Annotated in this window: 22 protein-coding genes, 1 pseudogene, 1 riboswitch and 1 other annotated feature; of the genes and pseudogenes, 5 read left to right on the forward strand and 18 right to left on the reverse strand. The window is 37.5% G+C overall.

Annotated features, from left to right (window positions below; all coding sequences use genetic code 11):
• Positions 1 to 34: 34 nt before the first annotated feature.
• Together F8162_RS04750 and F8162_RS04755 are read right to left on the reverse strand one after the other, a co-directional pair.
• A complete protein-coding gene (locus tag F8162_RS04750; protein ID WP_151634529.1) occupies positions 35 to 874 on the reverse strand; it encodes a hypothetical protein in 840 nt (279 codons plus the stop codon).
• A 51-nt stretch (positions 875 to 925) separates the two neighbouring features.
• Positions 926 to 1,648, reverse strand: coding sequence for a GNAT family N-acetyltransferase (locus tag F8162_RS04755; protein ID WP_151634527.1), 723 nt, complete (start codon positions 1,646 to 1,648; stop codon positions 926 to 928).
• Between the two features lie 123 nt (positions 1,649 to 1,771).
• Between F8162_RS04755 and F8162_RS04760 the strand changes: the two genes are divergently transcribed.
• Together F8162_RS04760 and F8162_RS04765 are read left to right on the forward strand one after the other, a co-directional pair.
• Positions 1,772 to 2,611 carry a DUF2785 domain-containing protein gene (locus F8162_RS04760; RefSeq protein WP_151634525.1) on the forward strand — a complete coding sequence of 280 codons (840 nt, stop codon included), beginning with the start codon at positions 1,772 to 1,774 and terminating at the stop codon, positions 2,609 to 2,611.
• A gap of 17 nt (positions 2,612 to 2,628) precedes the next feature.
• Positions 2,629 to 3,078 carry an NUDIX hydrolase gene (locus F8162_RS04765; RefSeq protein WP_151634523.1) on the forward strand — a complete coding sequence of 150 codons (450 nt, stop codon included), beginning with the start codon at positions 2,629 to 2,631 and terminating at the stop codon, positions 3,076 to 3,078.
• Positions 3,079 to 3,172: 94 nt separating this feature from the next.
• Here F8162_RS04765 and F8162_RS04770 read toward each other — a convergent pair whose 3' ends face one another.
• The 8 genes from F8162_RS04770 to F8162_RS04800 form a co-directional block, all read right to left on the reverse strand.
• Positions 3,173 to 3,553, reverse strand: a complete 381-nt coding sequence (locus F8162_RS04770; protein WP_151634521.1) for a VOC family protein — start codon at positions 3,551 to 3,553, stop codon at positions 3,173 to 3,175.
• Positions 3,554 to 3,598: 45 nt separating this feature from the next.
• Complete coding sequence (locus F8162_RS04775) at positions 3,599 to 4,627, reverse strand: ROK family transcriptional regulator (RefSeq protein ID WP_151634519.1); 1,029 nt, start codon at positions 4,625 to 4,627, stop codon at positions 3,599 to 3,601.
• 122 nt (positions 4,628 to 4,749) lie between these two features.
• On the reverse strand, positions 4,750 to 5,943 hold the full coding sequence (locus F8162_RS04780; protein ID WP_151634517.1) for an MFS transporter: 1,194 nt from the start codon (positions 5,941 to 5,943) through the stop codon (positions 4,750 to 4,752).
• Positions 5,944 to 5,999: 56 nt separating this feature from the next.
• Complete coding sequence (locus tag F8162_RS04785; RefSeq protein WP_151634515.1) at positions 6,000 to 6,563, reverse strand: maltose O-acetyltransferase; 564 nt, start codon at positions 6,561 to 6,563, stop codon at positions 6,000 to 6,002.
• A 374-nt stretch (positions 6,564 to 6,937) separates the two neighbouring features.
• On the reverse strand, positions 6,938 to 9,427 hold the full coding sequence (locus F8162_RS04790) for an FtsX-like permease family protein (protein ID WP_151634514.1): 2,490 nt from the start codon (positions 9,425 to 9,427) through the stop codon (positions 6,938 to 6,940).
• Positions 9,424 to 10,182: an ABC transporter ATP-binding protein gene (locus tag F8162_RS04795; protein WP_151634512.1), complete on the reverse strand. Its 759-nt coding sequence runs from the start codon at positions 10,180 to 10,182 to the stop codon at positions 9,424 to 9,426. The genes F8162_RS04790 and F8162_RS04795 overlap by 4 nt, the downstream gene beginning before the upstream one ends.
• The gene (locus tag F8162_RS28680) at positions 10,175 to 10,324 is read right to left on the reverse strand and encodes a hypothetical protein (RefSeq protein WP_000256357.1); all 150 of its coding nucleotides are present in this window, start codon (positions 10,322 to 10,324) and stop codon (positions 10,175 to 10,177) included. The genes F8162_RS04795 and F8162_RS28680 overlap by 8 nt, the downstream gene beginning before the upstream one ends.
• A gap of 76 nt (positions 10,325 to 10,400) precedes the next feature.
• Positions 10,401 to 11,438 (reverse strand): tryptophan--tRNA ligase, encoded by a 1,038-nt coding sequence (locus tag F8162_RS04800; RefSeq protein WP_151634510.1) that lies wholly within the window; start codon positions 11,436 to 11,438, stop codon positions 10,401 to 10,403.
• Between the two features lie 5 nt (positions 11,439 to 11,443).
• Positions 11,444 to 11,651: a binding site (T-box leader), on the reverse strand.
• 151 nt (positions 11,652 to 11,802) lie between these two features.
• On the opposite strand from F8162_RS04800, the gene F8162_RS04805 reads away from it, so the two are divergent.
• On the forward strand, positions 11,803 to 12,117 hold the full coding sequence (locus tag F8162_RS04805) for a hypothetical protein (RefSeq protein ID WP_151634508.1): 315 nt from the start codon (positions 11,803 to 11,805) through the stop codon (positions 12,115 to 12,117).
• Positions 12,118 to 12,191: 74 nt separating this feature from the next.
• Here the strand turns inward: F8162_RS04805 and F8162_RS04810 are convergent, their stop codons facing one another.
• A complete protein-coding gene (locus tag F8162_RS04810; RefSeq protein ID WP_151634506.1) occupies positions 12,192 to 13,313 on the reverse strand; it encodes an AI-2E family transporter in 1,122 nt (373 codons plus the stop codon).
• A 63-nt stretch (positions 13,314 to 13,376) separates the two neighbouring features.
• Positions 13,377 to 13,625, reverse strand: coding sequence for a GlsB/YeaQ/YmgE family stress response membrane protein (locus F8162_RS04815; RefSeq protein WP_000539721.1), 249 nt, complete (start codon positions 13,623 to 13,625; stop codon positions 13,377 to 13,379).
• A 136-nt stretch (positions 13,626 to 13,761) separates the two neighbouring features.
• Here F8162_RS04815 and F8162_RS04820 point away from each other — a divergent pair, with 136 nt between their 5' ends.
• Together F8162_RS04820 and F8162_RS28685 are read left to right on the forward strand one after the other, a co-directional pair.
• Complete coding sequence (locus tag F8162_RS04820; protein ID WP_151634503.1) at positions 13,762 to 14,223, forward strand: GNAT family N-acetyltransferase; 462 nt, start codon at positions 13,762 to 13,764, stop codon at positions 14,221 to 14,223.
• A gap of 38 nt (positions 14,224 to 14,261) precedes the next feature.
• Positions 14,262 to 14,404: riboswitch (cyclic di-AMP (ydaO/yuaA leader) on the forward strand.
• Between the two features lie 96 nt (positions 14,405 to 14,500).
• Positions 14,501 to 14,644 carry a hypothetical protein gene (locus tag F8162_RS28685; protein WP_000945246.1) on the forward strand — a complete coding sequence of 48 codons (144 nt, stop codon included), beginning with the start codon at positions 14,501 to 14,503 and terminating at the stop codon, positions 14,642 to 14,644.
• A gap of 54 nt (positions 14,645 to 14,698) precedes the next feature.
• Here the strand turns inward: F8162_RS28685 and F8162_RS04825 are convergent, their stop codons facing one another.
• The 6 genes and pseudogenes from F8162_RS04825 to F8162_RS04850 all read right to left on the reverse strand — a co-directional run bounded on the left by F8162_RS04825 (position 14,699) and on the right by F8162_RS04850 (position 22,475).
• The gene (locus F8162_RS04825) at positions 14,699 to 17,212 is read right to left on the reverse strand and encodes a BC_3345 family exosporium-associated protein (RefSeq protein ID WP_151634501.1); all 2,514 of its coding nucleotides are present in this window, start codon (positions 17,210 to 17,212) and stop codon (positions 14,699 to 14,701) included.
• A gap of 22 nt (positions 17,213 to 17,234) precedes the next feature.
• Complete coding sequence (locus F8162_RS04830) at positions 17,235 to 19,742, reverse strand: collagen-like protein (protein ID WP_151634499.1); 2,508 nt, start codon at positions 19,740 to 19,742, stop codon at positions 17,235 to 17,237.
• A gap of 147 nt (positions 19,743 to 19,889) precedes the next feature.
• Complete coding sequence (locus F8162_RS04835; RefSeq protein ID WP_151634497.1) at positions 19,890 to 20,645, reverse strand: class I SAM-dependent methyltransferase; 756 nt, start codon at positions 20,643 to 20,645, stop codon at positions 19,890 to 19,892.
• Between the two features lie 41 nt (positions 20,646 to 20,686).
• Positions 20,687 to 20,770 (reverse strand): annotated as a pseudogene (locus F8162_RS04840) (CGNR zinc finger domain-containing protein); the annotation flags it as partial.
• A 76-nt stretch (positions 20,771 to 20,846) separates the two neighbouring features.
• A complete protein-coding gene (locus tag F8162_RS04845) occupies positions 20,847 to 21,761 on the reverse strand; it encodes a tetratricopeptide repeat protein (RefSeq protein WP_151634495.1) in 915 nt (304 codons plus the stop codon).
• A gap of 165 nt (positions 21,762 to 21,926) precedes the next feature.
• The gene (locus tag F8162_RS04850; RefSeq protein ID WP_000938446.1) at positions 21,927 to 22,475 is read right to left on the reverse strand and encodes a DUF2179 domain-containing protein; all 549 of its coding nucleotides are present in this window, start codon (positions 22,473 to 22,475) and stop codon (positions 21,927 to 21,929) included.
• Positions 22,476 to 22,587: the final 112 nt, after the last annotated feature.

Below are 22,587 nucleotides of genomic sequence, written 5' to 3' on the forward strand. Positions count from 1 at the left end.
TATCTATTTTGTCGTTCTCATTTTTCTTTTTATCTTACAAACAGGCAAGAAGTTCTTTTACTTGTTCATAAGTTGTACACGGATTCCCTCGAAATACGTATGCGATTTGTTCATTACCTAAATCTTCATATACAACTGTCCCACGATCAGGGTGTGAATAAAACTGTAACCCATTTATTATTTGTTTTGGGCCATAATTCATTGTCCAAGAAGAGACAGGATAGTACGCTTTGTTTTTATGCCGACAAACCCAAAGTGCATATAGTTTACTATCTTCATCCCAGTATACATACTGTATTTCATCATTTCCGAAACCAACTGATTCAAGTTTCCAACTTAACTTTTCATGAATTGATAATTTAACATAGGATACGTCTTCGGGAGCATTCCACTCACGACAGCTTCCTATCTCACCCATTTCACCTCTCTTCGCTTGAAAGCTTAATAAGTGAAATGGTGTATGTAATATCGTTTTCGCAAGCTCCATATTTACCGGTTGTAATTCAAATAGAAATCTTTCCATTTCATCTTGGTTTATATATCCGCGATCAACAGAAACTTCAATTTGTGTTTTCCATCTAGATGTAACGTAACTTTCTTTTCCTTTATAATTTACACCTTTCCAATACACAAGCCATTTATATTGAAAACAATCTCCTTTTGCTTGAGAAATACAACTATCCGGAAATACTGGCTCCATTATATCTAGAAAAAACTCTTTTACCCGAAACATTCCAGTTGGAGTAACAACCTGAAACCAGAAAGTTTCCCACTTTTCACCTTCATAACGTTCTGAAACCTTTTCAACTTTCCAATTTTCTAACAATACATGTGGATACATTAAAACGAATGAATGCATGGATTGCTTTAACATATATAGTCCCCTCCCGCTATACGAGTTCGAGAGTATACACCATTCATCCTCCTAAAACTTCCTCACAAATCGCTCAGTACAACTCAGCAGCTGACATCCGTTCTTTTCAAAAACATCCTTCATCCATTCATTTTGCACATTTGTCTCGCCAATATAATAAGATGCGCCTATTTCCTTTAAGACAAACATCGCTCCCGTAAAGAATGCTACTTCATACCCTTTATTTCGCATATTTGAAGCAATTGCGAAATACATGAGTTTTCCTTCTTCTAACGTACCTCTTTCAATATGCGGAATTACAATTCCTATCGGCACTTCATTGACACTCGCTGTTAAACAATGCTCTTTCCATTGCTCACCAATTTCTTGTAGCATCATATTTACAAATTGATCATAAGTGACTTGTTCTTCCGTCATTTCGTTCCAAAGAGAATAAAATGTATTTTCTCCTACTTCTTCAATAAGCTTAAAATCAATTTCACTTTCTATATCTTCTACTTCATATATATCCTTAAACACAATCATGTTTTCAGTAATGTATTCAAATGAATACGTTTCGAAGCATTTCTTATACACATCGTAATTTGGACTTTTTGAAGAAACCTCAAAATGTAAGTTTTCTATTCCCTCTTTTTCAGCCTCAGTAACGCAATACTGCATTATTTCTTCTAATTGCGTTTTTGTAAAAGGCTCCGCATTATTTTCTTTTATCATTATAGAAGAAGCATTTCTTCTTATTTTAAAATATTTTTCTAACTGTTCTATAGTCATCATATACTTCCCTCATCTATGTCATACTCGAATTTCTACTTGTTCTCCTTGCATGAGCAGGATTGTCCTTGAATATATAGAATACTAGAAAACATCGCATCTTTAAAGTGCGGAGGAGGTTCTCCATTGGATATTACAGCGCTACAACAACAGTTAGAGCTTATACAACAAAATGACTATACGCAACTGCAACATATAGATATGAATGAGTTAACGCTCAATATGCTTCAGTATGTCGGAACAACTGATAGTTACGTTCGTTACCAGCTTATATATAAATGTTTTGCACATTTCATTCATCATGAATTCCTTATGGATGATCAACTGAAATTACTGTTGCAAACTTGTTTAAGTGATGAGTATTTATATTGTGACATTTACTCCCCACATACAGATGGGGTTTTCACACGTTCTTACACTGTTTCGTTACTTGCATTAATACTCCAATTCGCTAACTCGCACTACTTTTTTACAGAGGAGGATATCGAAGAAATAAAAAACAAACTCATTACATATACAAACTTAGAAACGGATTTTCGAGGCTATATTGAAAATAAAGGGTGGGTTCATTGTCTTGCCCACGTATCTGATGCCTTTACTGAAATTGTTCACAATTCCTATACGAATTTTGAGTGGTATGAAGAATTAATTCATTGTTTATTAAATAAAATTTTTATCCCATCGGATCTTTTTCATAATAATGAAGATGAACGAATTGTTACACCGTTACTATCGATGCTATACCATGATTTCCCACAAGATGAGTTAATTTCAATTATTTATAAAAAAATAAAAAGGCTTCCTCAAATTAGAAAACGCCTTTCGCTAAATGAATATTGTATTTTATGTGCCAACATTAAAACCTTTTTACGTACTTTATTTTTCAGAACGAAAGATGATCATAACTTAGCCTTTACAGCACGTAAAACAGAAAGAATGTTAAAAGAACTTCCTAATTATTATTAACTATAAAGAGAACAAATATGGGTTATGTTGAAGACATGAGAAATTTAGTAGGCAATCATCCACTTATTTTAATCGGTTCGCACGCCATTATATTAAATGAGGAAAATAAAATATTACTGCAGCTACGCACAGATTTTAACCGCTGGGGCATTATTGGCGGCGCCTTAGAATATAACGAAACGTTAGAAGACGCTTTAAAACGAGAAGTATATGAAGAAACGGGACTTATCATTAAAAATCCAGAACTATTCCGTACATACTCAGGACCAGATTTCTTTCAAATCTATCCAAACGGCGATCAAGTACACGGTGTACTCGTTGTTTATATTTGCCGCACATTCCATGGTGAGCTTGTATGCGACCATACGGAATCGAAAGAACTACACTTCTTTCCGCTTGATGAGTTACCTAGCAATCTTCCTCCTGTTATTGAGAAGATTATTACAGAATTTCAGCACTCCAATTAAAAAGCATTACATATTAAAAAACCGCATTTCCCGTTATTATAACGCAAAATGCGGTTTTTCATTTCACTGTAGGTCCGAATTATCCCCTTCAGAGTTAGATTGTTATCTCAATCTGATTTCCTTCCGGGTCACTTACTACACTTTCATAATAACCATCCCCTGTAGTACGTGGGCCGTTTAACACAGGGTAGCCTGCTTCTCTTAATGTATTCGTTAATACGTTCACCTTTTCTTTACTACCTACAGAAAAAGCAATATGCGCATATCCTATTGTTTGTGTTTGTGTATTATCGTCTATCCCTACTTGCCTCATAAGTTCTAGACGTGCTCCACCTTCAAAAGTTATAAAATAAGATTCAAACTGCTTTTTCGGATTGTGATATAAACTATTCTCTTCACCACCGAAGTACTGTTTATAGAAATCACGCATACCTTCTAAATCATTTACCCAAATTGCTACATGTTCAATTTTCATAATCGACACCTTTTCTTTTACAGTATTCAACCAACAATTTGATATTTAATTTTCTTTGCTTGTTCTTGTAATCATAAGATCAAGTCCAAGGCTTTTCAATCCATATAAATAATCTTCTTTCCAATCGCTCACTGTTATTTTTGGAATATGTTCTGCTGGAATGTACTGCGGACAAGTTTTTACAATTTGATCTATTACAAATTGGTTCACTTCATCATCACAGAAGATAAAGGCATGAGGGTTAATAATAGCTATACATGTAGCTATTAAACGAGTAATAGCATCTATATTATATTTCTCTGGATTATTCGAATCTCCACTTCTCAAAGCTTGTAAGAAATTTTTATTATCATACTGTGGAACGAAAGATATCTCTCCTGAGAAAAAGGTGCTGCCTCGTACTACATCTCCATTTACCATAATCCCTGCTCCTGGGCCATTTTGACCGGAATACAAATACACAAGAGATGAATTATCGTTATTTCCAGTACTTTTATAATAGCCAAGCACTGCGGCATTCATATCGTTTTCTATAACTACGGGTATTGAAAACAGATCCTCTAAGTGACTTTTCAAATTAAAATTCTGGAACTTTTCATATCCAGGAATATAGAAAATACGACCATTATCAACCGAACCGGGCACACCAATTGATATAGAGCTTATTTTCGGGAATGTAGCGATAAGATTTTCAATATGTTTTGATAATAGATTCACGCCAGTATCCATTAATACACCCGAAGTACTTCCTTGTTCCTTTACTTCCCCTACACAGTTAAAAATGGTATAGTTTGTTTCATTCTTCTCTAAAAATATCGCTAATCCTAACATATATTCCGGATTATACGCATATCGTTTCGCTCTTCTTCCGCCACTTGAATCATCTAAACCGACTAAAGTGACTTCACCATCTTGTTTCATATTTTCTATAAATTTACTTATCGTTGGAAAACTAATTTCTAATGTATTACTAAGTTCAACTTTCGTTGCACTTCCTTGCTCTAGAAGAGCTGTACGAATGCCGCGAAGGATCGTTTCTTTAATCGATTTTTGAGTAACAAATTGTTCACTCAAATCGCTCACCACCTTAATCAACATACTTATTAAACTCTTTTAATAAGTTGCGTTGACAATATATCATACATCATTTTCTAAAGCAATAGAGATGATATATTTCCGCTGCGTGCAATTCTTATTTAGCTCGGTGTATTCTCTCTCATAATAGACGATACAATTCCAGACAAAAGAACAAATAATAAAACTGCTAGTAAGGCATTACGTATTCCGAATGTTTCTCCAAGTATCCCTAAAAATGGTGGTCCGACTAAAAAGGCTGTATAACCAACGATAGAAACTGCAGCAACATTAGACGTCGCATTTTCACGGTCATCTCCAGCAGCTGACAGGCCAATCGGGAAACCTAGCGCTGCACCAATCCCCCACAGTACTACACCAAGTGCTAGAAAATACGAATTACTCCCAAATATTACGATTGAAATTCCAATAATCGCCATCATAATTGTAGCACGTACGACAGCGACACGACCAAATCGATCAAGGAAATAACTACTACACATACGAGCTAACGTCATTGCCATTACAAAAACTGTGTACATAATAGAACCTGTCACTACACTTTGTTCATGTCCGTCTACCATTACGATAGGTAGCCAATCATTTGCACTTCCTTCTGCAAATGCCATTCCAAGCACAAAAAGACCAATTAAAAGCACCTTTTTTTCCATACGTAAGGAAGCACGCTTCGCTTTCTTTTTATTCGGCGTTTTTTCCTTCTTTCCTGTTCCATGTGGAAGGAAACGATACAACATACATGCAAGTAATACAAACACGACCGAAATCGCAAGAAACTGATACAAAATTGGGATGTGAAGCGACGCTGCAACAGAACCACTGAGCGCACCTACTAAAGTTCCTACACTAAAAAAACCATGGAATTTCGGAAGAAGAGTTGTTCCTAATTTCTGTTCAATGGAAGAACCTTCTACATTCAATGCAACTTCCGCCAATCCGTATCCTACTCCAAATACTAGTAAGCTATTAAAAGCCCCCATACTAGAAACAAAATAAATATTAATACCTAAACTAAGTAATCCAACAATCATAAAAAACATACTGCCTATAATAACGTCTCTAGCTCCCTTACAGTCAATAAAGCGGCTTGCACTCAGTAAACCAATTATTGAACCGACAGATAGTCCGAACAAAATCCAGCCCATTTCTGCATTTGACACTGCTAAAATATCTCGAGTAGCTGCTGTTCTTGAAATCCATGTAGCAAACGCGACACCTGGCAAAGCAAATAAGAGAAAAAGAGCATTTCGAGAGGCAAGTAATGTCTTTTTATGATTGTTCGCACTATATTTCTCCATATGAAACACCTTTCACATTGTCTATACGATAATTTACGAACTAGTGAAAACGCCCTTTATTCGTCTATCGTTTTAATAACTTTAGCTGGATTACCACCAACAACTACATTATGAGGTACATCTTTTGTCACAACTGCCCCTGAAGCAATTACAGCGTTGTCTCCAATTGAAATACCAGGGTTAATTATAGCTCCCCCGCCAACCCAAACATTGTTACCAATCTTTACAGGCTTCCCATATTCTTTGCCAGAATTCCGCTCTACCGGATGCAACGGATGCGTAGCAGTATAAATGTGAACACCTGGTGCAAACATACAATTATCACCGATTCGCACTTCACAAACGTCCAAAATCACACAATTAAAATTTGCGAAAAAACTCTTTCCGACGTGGATATTGTAGCCGTAATCACAACGAAAATCAGGATTAATGTGGGCTTTCCCGTCAGCTGAAGAACCTAAAAGCTGATTTAATAAAGTAAAACGTTGTTCATCTCCTGTCTCCATCGCCTCGTTATAAAGGCGCGTTAAACGTTTTGCCTCCACCCTATCGGCTACTAATTCTTCGTCATCCGCAATATACATTTCTCCCGCCAACATCTTATCTTTCTCTGTTCTCATACAATCATCTCCTTTGTTATAGAATGAATTACACTTATTAAACAACTTTAATAAGTGACTTTAATTATACTTATTAAACGAGTTTAATAAGTATCCCTATATTAGCATATTTTTTAATATGTGCAACTAATAAGTTTTGAAAGGAAATGCGAACTCCTTACTTCACCTAATGATATTACTTGGTGGCATTTAACTAATATAATGATTGATCCATTGTTTTTCATTAAAACCATTGAGACTCATCATCATATGAAATCCTCTCATTTAGGGGCTATACTATACATTTATTAATGAGCACACCAATATTCAAATCAATTGTTAATAAAAAGAGATTGACCCAAAAGTAGCTGAATAGCAACTTGGGTTAACCTCTTTTATTTATTATCCTTATTTAACTCTTCTACAATGTCCCTTTTCCCTATTCTATTAGCAAAAGGTATAAAAATAATAAGGACTATTCCGAACATCCCCGCTATTACCGTTACGATAAGTTTGAAATCAAAAAATAAAGGTGTACGATCTATTATACTTACCATATAGGTTAATAATGTTCCTATAACAGTCCCTAGTACGATTCCAATAAGTACATATAAATTAACTTGTGTCAAAATAATTTGTACAATCCCTTTTTTCTTAACTGTTATTGCTCGTAAAATAGCATACTCTTTTCTTTTAGATTGAATATTATTTATAAGTGTATTACATACCCCTAATGTTACACTAAACAAAATTACTACAATAACAACGATGAAAATGGACCACCTTTGCTGAAACATTAAATTAGATTGTTTTAACGATTGAGTATAACTACTTATTTTTAATTGTGGATATTGACCTTTCACTTTCTTTAATTGCTCCAACGTCTCTCTCTCGTTATTTGAACTAATAAATGCCCGCTCAAAAATTGTATAATCTTGTTTATATGTTACATTACTCCAATCCATAAGTACTGAAGGAGAATTCGGTAGCTCGTTAACAATTAATCCGATTTCTACCTTACTAGTCGGTCTAACTTTTTGTTCCTGTTCTGAAAATAGACCCAATTGAACGATATCACCTACATGAAGTTTATACCGCTCCGCTAACTCTTTTGTAACAACTATACTATTCTCCAAATTTGCAGGTACTTCTGGCAGTAATCCTTGCATTTTCATTTCCTTTAAATCACCTAAATTATAGTCAAAAGTACTATAATTTTCACCTTGTTTTAATTCTGCCAGTGAGTTCGTACTAATTGTACTAGCTCCTTTTACACTACTTATTTCTTTAAATATGTTTTGTATATCAGGTAAGGTAATGGTTGAATCATTAGTCAAACGATTTTCCACAACAATATGTGTTGGAAATTCTCGTTTTAAATATCTTTCATTATTTTTTTGCATCGTTTTAAATATAGTGGAGCCGAAGACAACTATCACCATCATTGTACTTATCATTAAGATAACAAATGTATTTTTTCTCACTTGTGGAATTACATTTTTAATAGCAACAAATGTATTCCTTCCAAATATTTTTTTCATCATAGGTAGACATAATTTTAATATCCAAGAAAGATAAATAGGAAATAAAACATACACTCCTAAAACAAGAAATATAGATCCTATTAATATCACTATCGCCTGCGTATCTCCAGTATTTTCCATAAATCCACCTAAAGCAGTTAAAAATATGCTACTAATTAAAAGGAATTTACCCATAATACTGCGTGTTTTATTATTAGAAAAATCGGATTCTTCATTTTCGCGCATAAGCTTTACTGGCAATATTTTCGAACTTCTATATGACGGATATAACATAAACAGTTCAATAAAAAAGATACTACAAATCACAGTTACAATTGCTAGTTTATAGTCGAAACTCATCGAATTAATTTGAAAAGCAAATAAATGCTCTAGCCAACTTTGTAAAAAACGGTTACTTATTACAGCTAGTAACAAACCAAATATTCCACCAAAGAAATTAATTACACTACATTGAATGAATATAACTGTAAACATTTGTTTCGTTGTTGCTCCCATTGATCGCATAATAGCAAATTGACTTTTATATTTATATAAAAACACTTCAAAATTAGACATCAATAATAATGAAGTAATAATAAGTATTGATACAGATAAAATAACTATAAAAATATGTAATGACGCTAAGTTACTTTTTAAAAACTCGTCTTCCTCCGCAATATCGATTCTTAATTCTTTGTCTATTTTATGAATTTGATTAGACAAAGCTAGTACATCTGCATTCGCTTTTGCTTTTATCAACACATAAGTAGCTTCATTGTGTTTACCCGTTTTTTCATATACGTGCTGTTTCACCGCACCATTCGATAAAACGAGTATATCTGGAGCTGAACCTCCAGCTTCTATATCAGATAACACTTCTTTTACTACATAGGATTTATTTTCTATTTCAATCTTTTCCCCAACGTTTACTTGTAGAGTTTCTGCTAATCCATGATTTAATGTTACTTCTTCATTTGATAGATTTTTAGAGAAGTGATATCGACTTTTCGATAACGAATCATTTTGAACACCTACTGTATAAATAGCGGTATTCAATTTATTCACTTGCAAATGATTTACTAATACTTTTGATATGTATTCAATATTTTTTTGTTCTTTAATATTTTGTAGTAAAGATTTATCCATCAACTTATTTTGATCAGGGTTATATCCAACTGATAAATCCATATCTCCATATACATTTTTCACTTCATTTATAACAGACTGTTTCGCATGACTCGAAAATACAACCATCGTAATAATTAGAGAAACAGCCAACATAACGCTAACTATAGAGGAAATAGCAGTGAATTTATTCGTCTTAAAAAAGCGTAAACTTAATCCTCGTACTGATTTTATCATTTTGATTTCTCCAGTAATTTTTTAAATTTATCTAAAATGATATTCATATCATTTACTCCATGAGTACACGTATAATCATCAACATTTTCTCCATCATGAAAGAAGAGAACCCGATCTGCATACGTAGCAATGTGAGGATCATGAGTAACAAGAATCATACTTTGATTGAATCTTTGTTTCATATCGACTAGTACTCGTAAAATATCATTAGACGTATTGAAATCTAAATTTCCAGTAGGTTCATCTGCAAGAACAATTGGAGGAGATGTTATTAACGCCCTACCAATTGCAACACGTTGTTGTTGTCCCCCAGAAAGCTGAACTGGTCGATGATTTCTCCAATTTACTAAACCAAGAACATCTAATATTTTATTTGTTTTTTCTCGTATCTCCTCTTCTGAATCAGCTGATAATATGAGGGGTAATGCAATATTTTCTTCTACAGATAAATCCTTTAATAAATGGAATGACTGAAAAATAAATCCTATGTTATCCCGCCTGTACTCCGTCGCGTATGGTTCAACAAACATATTTTTAGGGACTTCACCATTTACATATACGACTCCCTCATCAGGCTTGTCTAAAGCACCAAGTATGTTAAGTAATGTACTCTTCCCAGACCCACTCGTCCCCATTACGGCAAGGAGTTCTCCTTTATTTAACTCCAAAGATACATTTTGTAAAGCTCTAACATTTGTATCTACACTCTCATAAGTCTTACTTAACCCTTGAACTGCTAACACAATTTCACTCATCTTTATTCACCTCAACATGATTAAATGTTATTTCCTCCATCAGATTAACTTGAATTAAAATTTTTTCTTTTAAATTACTAGGTGGTACAATTTCTATTCCTATTTGAACTAGCAACATTTTTAATTCGAGAATTGTGACCATTTCTATCCCTCCTCACTCTATATTGGTAACAAATTGGAATTCCGTTCGGTTTTTTTGTAAAAAAATAAGGGAACGCTTAACGTTCCCTCTCAAATCCAATCCGTTTCTTTATTTTTGCTAAATTTACCTTCGCGACTTCTCTTGCCCGCACAGCACCTTTTTCTAACGCTTCGTATAATAAATTTGGCTCATTCATATACATTTCATATTTCTCACGGGGTCCAGCTAATTCGCGGTCTACAACGCGAAACAACTCTTTTTTCACATCGCCCCATCCGATTCCAGTTTCATACTTTTCACGCATCGACTGTATTTCATCTTCTGTCGCAAATTCTTTATAAATTATATATAACGTTTCTAGTTCTTTCGGTTCATTTGGAAGTGAAGAATCTGTTTTGATTTTAAATATTAACTTTCGTAGTTTTTCTTGTTCTGCAAATAATGGGATCACATTTCCATAACTTTTACTCATCTTCCTTCCATCAAGACCAGGTAAAATGGCACCTTCTTCTTGTATGACATACTCCGGAAGCGTAAATGTCATGCCGAATGTATGATTAAAATACGACGCAATATCACGGGCAATTTCAATATGTTGAATTTGGTCTTTCCCGACTGGTACATGAGTAGCTTGAAATAATAATATGTCCGCTGCCATTAAAATCGGGTACGTATATAACCCCATATTCACTCCTGTATCTACCTCTAACCCTGCTTCTTTATTTTGCTCTACCTTCGCCTTATATGCATGGGCACGGTTCATAATCCCTTTCGGAGTTAGGCAAGCTAATATCCAAGCTAATTCTAGAATCTCCGGCACTTCTGTTTGCCTGTAGAAAATAACATCTTCTCCAATTCCAAGTGATAACCAAGTGGCTGCTACCTCTTTCGTATAACTACTGAACTTTTCTGGATCATGCACAGCATTTAATGCATGATAATCCGCTATAAAATATAGTGCTTTTCCTTCATTCTTCTTTGACATTTGTAATGCAGGTTTAATCGCGCCAATATAATTCCCTAAATGCGGATAACCTGTCGGCTTAATTCCTGTTAACATTATTTTTCCGCTCAACCTAACTCCTCCTTTCTCAAAATAAAAAGAGCCCCTCATCCTTAAATAAGGACGAGAAACTCCCGCGGTACCACCTTCATTAGCTATCATCATAGCTCACTTCAACTTCTTAACGTGAAGTAACCGTCTTTGCCTACTCATTTCAGCTAGAAGCTCTAGAGCCCATTCCATATTCATCCCTTACTGATTTCCACCACACATCAGCTCTCTGAAAAGTTTCGAATATGTACTCTTCTCTTTCATTGCTTTTCGTTATTTTTTTACAGTTTATCACATTTCTCGTTCATCTAAAACTGAATTTTCTTTTTTTGTTAGATTTTAGCAATAGTGATTACCAATTTATTCCGAGAGATATATAATCAATATATATAATCGATTTGCACTACAAAAACGAGGTGATGTTTTGGGTTGGTTTACTAAAAAGAATGATACGTTTAAGATTGATGTGTTTAAGAACGATGATAAAAGTCAAGGTGATACTTTAGGGGTAATTATACACTTCACACCTATCGCTATATATGTATACACCTGCGATGAGTACATAGAAACATTTGACGGTGCGCTCACTTTTGAAAATGAGAACGGAAACCAAGTAGAAATCGGGGGTACTTTCATTTCTCTTGAAGTAGATGCTACTTTTCGCATGGACGATCTAATATTTGATTATAAACTAAAGGAAAGCAATCTACCTATTATTGAATTAAAAGCCTACGCATAAGGTTTATTGGTTTACTACAACAAGAGTATAAATGAAAAAGAGCTAAAACAGCATTACCTGTTTTAGCTCTTTTTTTACGTATTCAACTTAACAAATCTATAACTATGTGTTACTAACACTTTTAATATCGCATATCCTGGAATTGCTAAAATAATCCCCATAATTCCAAATAAATTTCCGGCAGTTAAAATAATAAAAATAATAGTAATTGGGTGAATGTCTAATTTTTTCCCCATAACCTGAGGAGAAATAAATTTACCTTCTGCTAATTGTACAACTATCATTACGATAATTACTTTTAACACCATTGCTGGCGAATCGATAAATGCGATAATTAACGCTGGAGTTATTGCGATAATTGGTCCTACGTACGGAACGATATTTACAATCATCGCTAAAATAGCAAGTAGTACCGCATATTTAATACCAATAATAAGGTAACCAATTAATAGCATAATACCGATAAACAAGCTAACGATAATTTGCCCTCTAATATACGAGCTAATCGCATAATGCATATCATCTAGTATGCTCATCGCTGCTGGTCGTCTTTGCTCTGAAATAAACTTTAAAAAGTGATTCGGTAATTGTTCACCATCTTTTAGAAGATAAAACAATATAAACGGAACCATTACAAACGTTAAAACGACCTCTGTAACAGTGCTTAAAAATCCAGTTACATTTCCAGTTACTGATGATAACGACTTCGTAAAATCAACTGTGTAGTCTTTTACCATACTCGCTACATTAATATTTAAATTCTCTTGAATTTTCCCTAGTAAATTACTTTCTCCAAATCTACGTGCTGCTCGTTCGATTTCATGACCGAAATACGGTAAGTTATCTATTAATGCATCGATTTGATCTTTAATAATTGGGATAACCGTTACAACTAAAAATACAAATAATCCTAGTACTATTAAATATATGGAAGCTATTGATACAATTCTTGAAACACCTTTCTTTTCGAGAAGCGAAACGAATGGATGCAAAATATAAAATAGTACGCCAGCTAATAATACTGGGAAGAATATTGTTTTTAAAAAGACGATAAACGGAGTAAACACAAAAGAAATTTTCGTTAACAGTAATATGTTTATAAACAATAACGCAAACCCAAGTAACACCGCTAAATAATTGTGTTCTCTAAAAAACTTTTTCAACTTATCTCTTTTTCTTATATTTATTTTCTCCAATGAAACCACCTCTTCGAATGATGAAAAGCCCTTATTCAGGGCTTTTCATCATAATCTATATCTTTATTTCCTTGCAGCTTTCACTACAAATGATACAATAAGAATTAACACGATTGCTCCTAATAATGCTGGCACGACATGAATCCCACCAAAAGATGGCCCAAAAGACCCAAATAATCTACCACCTAAAGAAGCACCTAATAAACCTGCGATAATATTTCCAAACATACCACCTGGAAAATTTTTACCCGTTATAGAACCTGCAATTGCACCTATAATAGCACCAACTATTAATGTGATAATCCATCCCATCTTTAGTCCTCCATTTCTATTATAGTGTATTTCTTTTTAACACTAAATTATTATGTAACTATTATAATTATTATATCCAAAAGAGAAAAATCTTGTCAAATCTATGAAAATAAAGTCTTCAAGGAGGTTTTACCCTATGATTCAAAAATTAATAACAACTTCTCACAACACCGCTGCTTCTATTTTAAACATTCAAATACCCGCTTATAAAATTGAGGCGAAATATATAAATAGTACCGCTATCCCTCGTCTTTATGATACTGTAACCGATATTCAATTATGTGATGAAAATTTTTACGGCTATTTTTATGAAGATACACTTGCCGGGTTTATTTCTTTTACAATGGATGAAGAGGAAGTTGATATTCATCGTTTAGTAGTTTCCCCCGATCATTTTCATAAAGGAATTGCGACTAAGCTATTACTATATGTATTTGACATGTTCTCCCCTTCCAAAACATATATTGTACAAACAGGCAAAGAAAATACCCCTGCTCTGTCTTTATATAAAAAACATGGATTTATTAAAGTAAAGGATATCATATTACCTGATGGTGTGGTTTTAACCTCCCTAAAAAAATCAGAAAACAACAAATAATTTGACTCATTAATTTATTTATGTTATCTTTTAGTTTATAAAACCTTTTGCTGAGTCCAAAATTTGGAGCGGGGGAACCACTTTTGTAGCTATGCTACTTGGGGCGAATCTTATTTAAGTAGGGAAACTCTCACTTCCCGAGTCCGACAGCTAACCTCGTAAGCGTAATGGGAGAGGAAGGTGCTTTTTGCCTATGTTACACAGTGTACCTCCTTAATTATAAATATGGAATCAATTTCAATAGACGCCTATATTTATAGAAAAGGAGACATGTATAATGTTACGTTTATCTGATCACGCAATAAAAATGATGGAGCAAAGACTTCGACTCGAACAACACCGCACATATCAAGCAAATAAAGTTGTAGATAATTTACATCACAAATACTTCTTTCAACATATTTTCCAGCCGAAAAGATAATGAAAAAAACACAAGGTGTGTCTATACAGACATTCCTTGTGTTTTTTATATTTCTTATAAAATTCTCACTACATTTAAACTTGCCGTAATCGCACCTGCTATAGTAGTTACATGCCCAACAGCCAATGGACCATTTTGTAATATTAACGTTGAATTGGCACTCGTTACATTCACAAGGAGTGTATTTGAAATGGCAGGTTCGATTACTACAGTTGATGTCGTTACGTTTTGTATAAAACTCCCTGTTAGTTGCGTTCCATTTAATAGCAATCTAACAGATACAGTCTCATTCCCACCAGTCGCATCCCCTTGGAAATAGTAGCTTACTAAATATATTCCCGGCGTCGATACTGTAACAGTCGTGGTACTAGTTAAAGATACACCTGTTCCATATACAGTGGATCCCGAATTTATTGGAATGTTAGTATTTGCCGCAATTGCACTTGTTGAAGTAGAAAAGAAATAGCCGCCACCTGTTGATATTGCAGATGATCCAGTTGGACCGGTTGCTCCCGCCTGCCCTGTCGCTCCCGTTGGACCTGTTACTCCCGTCGGACCAGTCGCACCGGTTGCTCCTCTTATCCCTTGTAACCCTGTCGGGCCTGTCGCACCAGTCACTCCCGTCGCTCCAGTTGCTCCTGTTGATCCCGTCACCCCTTGTGGACCTTGGATTCCTTGGATTCCTTGTGGACCCGTTACTCCCGTCGCTCCGGTCGCTCCCGTTGGTCCCGTTATCCCTTGTGGACCTTGGATTCCTTGCACTCCTTGAGGACCAGTTGCTCCCGTCGGTCCTGTTGCTCCCGTTGGACCCGTTACCCCTTGTGGACCTTGGATTCCTTGCACTCCTTGAGGACCAGTTGCTCCTGTCGGTCCTGTTGCCCCTGTTACACCGGTTGGACCTGTTGATCCGGTTATTCCTTGTATTCCTTGTGGTCCAGTTGGGCCTGTTGGACCAATCGGACCTTGAATTCCTTGCAGACCTTGAATGCCCTGTGGACCGGTTGGACCCTGGATTCCTTGTATTCCCTGAATTCCTTGCGGGCCTGTTGCACCCGTTGGACCGGTTGGACCCTCTGGACCTTGCACTCCTTGTATTCCAGTTGCACCGGTTGGACCTATATCTCCTTGTGGACCTTGAATTCCTTGGATTCCTTGAGGACCAGTTGGACCTGTTATACCACTTATCCCTTGCACTCCTTGTAAACCTTGAGGACCGGTTGGACCGAGTGGGCCTTGGATTCCTTGCAGACCTTGTAAGCCTGTTGGTCCAGTTGCTCCCATTACTCCTTGCTCACCTTGTATTCCTTGTATTCCTTGTGGGCCTGTTGGACCAATTGGACCTTGTGCCCCTTGCACTCCTTGTTGACCGGTTGGGCCAGTTGCTCCTATCGGTCCTTGTACTCCTTGTAAACCCTGTAATCCAGTTGGACCGGTTACTCCCATTACTCCTTGCGGACCTTGAATGCCTTGGTCACCCGTTGGACCAGTTGCCCCCATTGGTCCCTGTACTCCTTGCAAACCTGTTAAACCAGTTACCCCTGTCGCTCCCTGTATTCCTTGCACTCCTTGGATTCCAGTCGCTCCTGTTGCTCCGGTCGATCCAGTTGCCCCAGTTGCTCCAGTCGGACCAGTTGGACCTCCCGGTGATCCTGCTGGACCCGTCGGACCAGTTGGGCCTCCTGGCGGCCCTGTTGGACCAGTTGCTCCCGTTGGACCAGTTGCAGATCCAGTTGGACCGGTTACTCCCGCCTGACCTGTCGAGCCGGTTGGACCTGGATCCCCTTGCAAGCCAGTTACCCCTGTTGGGCCTATTACACCTTGCACTCCTTGTATTCCTTGAGAGCCAGTTGGACCGGTTATACCCATCTCACCTTGTGGACCTTGTAAACCTTGAACGCCAGTTGCACCGGTTGGTCCCATTGGCCCTTGTTCCCCTTGAATTCCTTGAGAGCCTGTCGGACCAGTCGGACCCATCGGACCCTGTATACCTTGTATTCCTGTTACACCTTGTAATCCACTGCTTCCTAAATTCCCTTGAACACCTTGTATACCGGTATTTCCTGTTGGACCGGTCGGACCAATTTCTCCTTGCACTCCTTGTATACCTTGTATTCCAGTTGGACCCGCCTGCCCCATTTCACCTTGCATACCTTGTATACCTTGTATTCCGGTTGGACCTGTTTCTCCCATTGGCCCTGGTATTCCTTGTATACCTTGTATTCCGGTTGGACCAGTCGGCCCCCTTTCACCTTGCATACCTTGAACACCTTGAATTCCCTGTGGACCTTGTTCCCCCATCGGCCCTTGGCTACCTTGAGACCCCCGTGGTCCTGTTAAACCGGTTGGACCAGCTGGACCAATTTCTCCTTGCACCCCTTGCACTCCTTGAATTCCTGTTGGACCCGTTGGACCGATTGGACCTTGTACGCCCTGTATTCCTTGCGGGCCAGTCGGTCCACCTAAAGAACCTGTCGGACCCGTTGGACCAGTTGGCCCCGTAATACCTGACGCCGGAAAAGGAATAGGTGCTTGAAACTTACTACACTTATCTTGATCCCTCACAAGCATCTCCCCCGTTATAACTAACGTATCAAACTATTTTTAATACATTTAAACTAGCGGTTATCACACCAGATAATGTCGTTACATGCCCAATAGCTAATGGACCATTTTGCAAAGATAACGTAGCATTTGAAGAAGCAACATTAATGACCATCGTATTCGAAACCGCTGGCTCTAATACAAAAATACCTCCTGTAACATAAAAAATAAAACTCCCCGCGACTTGCGTTCCATTTAAAGTAAGCCTCACGGAAATCGTTTCATTCCCCCCATTTGGATCACCTTGAAAATAATAGCTTACTAAATATATTCCCGGCGTACTTAACGTTACAGTTGTTGCATTTGTTAAACTGACACCAGAACCAAAAATTGTGGACCCGGAATTGATTGGTATTAGTGCATTCGCTGCAATTGTACTCGTTGCAGTAGAAAAGAAATAACCGCCACCACTAGGTAAACCAGTCGCCCCTGTTGCACCTACTATTCCTAAGAAACCTATAGCCCCTATACTACCAGTTGCTCCAGTAGGCCCCACAGCTCCAATCGGCCCTTGACTACCTTGCGCTCCAGCTGGACCTACACTACCGTTAACCCCTGTTATTCCCCTTGCTCCAGTTGGACCTTGTATTCCTTGAATACCTTGCACACCTTGTATTCCGGTTACTCCCGTTGCACCGGTAGGTCCTGTCATTCCTGTACTTCCTTGTATACCTATAATCCCTTGAACGCCTTGTATACCTTGTGCCCCGGTCCTCCCTGTTTCTCCTGTCACTCCTGTTTCTCCAGTTACGCCCGTAATCCCAACATTTCCTTGTGGTCCCTCGGGTCCCTCAATACCTTGCGCCCCTTGCACTCCTTGTGGACCTGTTATCCCGTTTTCTCCTAAATCCCCTTGAGGACCTCTAATTCCTTCTGCACCTGTCGGACCGGTTATTCCTTGTATTCCTTGCATACCTTGAGAACCTTGTGCTCCTGTTGGGCCTACTATACCTTGTATCCCTTGAGGTCCTTGCAAACCGATGGCTCCTGCCTGACCTGTTATTCCTTGGACTCCTTGAAGACCTTGAGCACCTTGGGCACCAGTTAATCCAACTTCCCCTTGTATTCCTTGTGAACCTTGTATACCTTGTGCTCCAGCTGCTCCTGTTTCCCCTCGTATCCCTTGAGGGCCTTGTATACCTTGCGCTCCAGCTACTCCTGTTGGACCGGTGATTCCTTGTGGCCCTTGGACTCCGGCTGCTCCTGTTGTGCCTGTGGGACCGATTATTCCTTGTAACCCTTGTATTCCCTGTGCTCCTGTTGGACCTGTTATCCCTTGTATTCCTTGCACACCTTTAGGACCTTCTGCACCTGTGGGACCAATTTCCCCCTGTGGACCTTGAGTTCCTTGGGGACCTTCTGCACCTGTTGCTCCTGTTATTCCTTGGTTACCTTGAGAACCTTGTGCACCTTGTACGCCAGCTACACCAATTACACCTTGAGAACCTTGTGCTCCCCTTACACCTTGAGGGCCAGTGGGACCAGTTATACCTTGTAACCCTTGTACTCCGATTGCACCAGTTCCGCCTGTTACACCCCGCGCACCAGTTACACCTGTTGGACCTGTTGGTCCTCCAGGTGGGCCAGGTGGGCCAGACGGACCAGTCACTCCACTAGATGGACCAATTGGACCGGTTGTTCCCGTCGGAGCACCCGGAGGTCCTTCTGGTCCTTGTGTACCGGTAGAACCGGTTGCTCCTGTTATCCCTCGTACTCCTTTTGCTCCTTGAAAACCTGTAGATCCACTTACTCCTTGTATTCCTTGAACACCTTGTGGACCTTGAGGGCCTGTTACACCGGTTACTCCCTTTATTCCGCTTATACCTTGAGGACCTTGTATTCCAGTAGAACCAGTGGGGCCTACTACACCTTGTATCCCTTGATCACCTTGATGTCCTTGCTCTCCAGTAATTCCTTGTATTCCTTGTGAACCTTCTTCTCCTTGTATACCTGTAGTTCCGTCCTCCCCTTGTATTCCTTGCGCTCCTTGAGAACCTTGAGAACCTGTTACACCTGTTATCCCGGTTACACCTATTTCTCCCTGCATTCCTTGCGCGCCCGTTTGTCCTCTCTCACCTATTTCTCCTTGCATTCCTTGGGCGCCTTGTATTCCTTGACTACCAGCAGGGCCTGTAATTCCTTGTATTCCTTCCAGTCCTTGTAATCCAATATCACCAACAGGACCTTGCTCTCCAATTAATCCTTGAGGACCTTGTAAACCAACCGGACCGGTTATTCCTTGCTCTCCAGTATCACCAATGGCTCCTTGTATTCCTTGAACCCCTGTTGTCCCTCGTGGTCCTTGTATCCCCCCGATACCTTGAGGGCCTTGTGGGCCAGTTGCTCCTGTAGGGCCAGTAATTCCCGTAGGCCCTACAGGACCTTCATGCCCTCCAGTTGGACCGGTTGGGCCGCTATTACCAGTGGGGCCAGTTGCTCCTATAAGCGGAAGAGGCAGTGCCACTCCAAATTTTTTGCACTTTCTATGACGACGCACAACAATCCCCCTTCCTAAAAATAATTACACCTTTTATATGAAATGCATTTTTATACGAAAAGTACACCTCTGATCTCATTTTTTTAAAAATAAAGAAGCCTATCATTTCATCTATTTGAAATGATAGGCTTCTTTTTATAAAACACTTTACTTTCTCGCCTTAATAATAAAGGTGGTTGGCACCATTCTAGCTTTATATAACGAATAATATTTCGTAGACGGCACAGCTAATTCTTCATCAAACACGCTAGATGGTTCAGGTTCTTCTATTCTTTCAATTGTAAATCCCGCTCTATTTAACTCATTTATGTATGTACTTATTTTTCTCTTATATAATGTCGCTTGTACATTTTCCCCTTTAAATGTTTCAAACGTAATAGGAGTTTCCTTATGATAAGAAGACTTAAAAGCAATTTCTTCTGTACCATACTGTAAATTTGAATATACTGGATGCTCCCAGCTAAAAATAAAACTTCCTCCTGGCTTTACATATGAATAAATCAGTTCCAACGTTTTTCTTAAATTCGAAGTCCAACCTAATGCATAAATAGAATATACAATATCAAAATACTCTTTCGGAATATCCAATTCCTCTTCCATTGCTCCACATACTAACTTTGGCTTCCAACTCTTTAACGTTTCATTCGCTGTTTTAATTTGTTCACTTGAAAGATCAAGCCCCCATAATTCTTCCGCCCCATGTTCTGCCATATATTGCAACGAATGCCCACTTCCACACCCAATATCAAGAACCCTTTTATTTCCAATCGAATCAAACAAATGAATCTCGTCTTCAGACGCTGTATACGGGCCGTATTTCGGTAAACAATCTACTTGAAAGAAATATGGTGCTACTGTATCCCAACACTTTTTATTTATAGCTAACATTTGTGTGCCTTTCATATTCTACATTCCCCCATCCCATTTTCTTCCCCTACTATAAATTACACATTATAACCCGATCTCCCTTTTCTCTTCGCCCGATAATTTTTCACTTTTGCAATCGTTCCGTACGCTCTTCCTCCTTCCCCACAATCATTATTTAGAATCAAAAGCGATCTACAATAAAAAAATTCGACCATCATATTTGACAGTCGAATTTTTTTATTTTTCATATTCAAGATGATTATGTCTTTTACAACCAAATAAATAACAAGCCCCTATATAATCAGTTTCAAATTCTAACCCTGGAACATATCCAGATTTGATACGTTCTATCATTTTTTTATAACAATTTTTCTCTTCTGTATATTCCTCAATTAACTCTTTCTTATCGTTTTCTGTCCAGTTTTCTTCTACTTCTTCATTCTTAACATCTTCTATTTCTGCTGTCTTCGCTTCAATAGATTCCTGTATAACTTCATTTATACGCGTGAAATTATTAGCTTTATATAAAGCATAAACAAATCTACTAATCCAATCGGGGCTTTTCCAAACTTCTTTGTATCCCTTTTCGAAACATTGAATGGCTTCTTTATAGCAATTCAACTCAACATATAAATCTGCTACATGAATTTCTCCTACAAAATCATCAGATTTCCTGTTAAAAGCATCTAACTTCTCTTTCGCTTCTGTCGTTCGCCCTAAATCAATTAAACATTTTACATAGATATACATTATATAGTCCGAATCTCCTGCAACTCGCAAGAAAAATTCCGAAGCTTCTTCCAACTCTCCAAGGTTATAATGAGCTACAGCTACATTGTGAAATGCTTCATTGGATGGTTGCATCAAAATAGACTTTTGTAATACTTCTTTCGCTTCTTCCCACTTTTCTTGTTTCGTGTAAATTTCCCCTAAGATGTTATAAGGGAAGTATGAGGAAGGATCTAACTTAACAACTTCTTTTATTAATTCAAGAGCTTTATCATCATTCTCCTCCTCATAAAAATACATCCAAGCAAGATTATTGAGAGATTGTACACCTCTAGATTCATGTACTGCTCGGTGAAACAGTTCCATCGCTTTCTCATATTCATTTTGTTCAAACATTTCAATCGCCTTTTCGTTAATGTTCAAATAACTACCTCCGAAGTGAATGAATTCATCTATCCTATATCTTTATTTTAAAATATAAAAATTGTAATTTCTATAAAAAAGAGAGGAATCTTTTTCAATATAGATCCCTCTCTTTTTTATATGGGGATTATGCCGTGCTTTTAAAGCTGCACTACTCCCTTTTCTTTACGATGCATGTTCATCTTTCTTCTTCATTAACGCTCTCTTCTTCATCGCCTTCGTTAAATATCCACCTTTAAATGAACGGATTTCATATGAAGACATAAACGCTTTCGGTGCAATTTCATTAATAATTTCTAGCAGTTCTTTTTCTCTAGAACGCTTTGCAACGATATCTAAACGATAACGTATAGAATTAATACCCTCACCTTCAAATACTGTAACGCCAAATCCAGAGTGACGTAATTCATCTACTAATTCATTACAACGGTCTAGTAAACTAACTTGATACGTAATATAACCAATTGCTAATTTATTCTCTATATAACCGCCTAATAATAGTCCCGCACTAAAGCCAATGACATAGGCAACGATGTTCATCCAATTTGATAAATCTTGAAACACAATACCTAAACTGACAATGTAAATAGCTCCTTCTAACAATCCAACACCAGCAGCGGATCTTGTTTGATTCTTTACAAGCAAAATCGTACGGATTGTTAAAGTTGGAACGTAAATAATTTGAAGCACAAAAATAAGTAACGCTTGTAACATTGATATCCACCTCTTTCAAAAAGTCTTTTGTCATAATAACATACATAACCTTTAGAAATCGATGGGTTTTTAAATTTTTTTACATTATTTTTCATACTATTGAAAAACGTAA

The sequence above is a fragment of the Bacillus sp. CH140a_4T genome (assembly GCF_008923725.1).
Lineage (GTDB): Bacteria > Bacillota > Bacilli > Bacillales > Bacillaceae_G > Bacillus_A.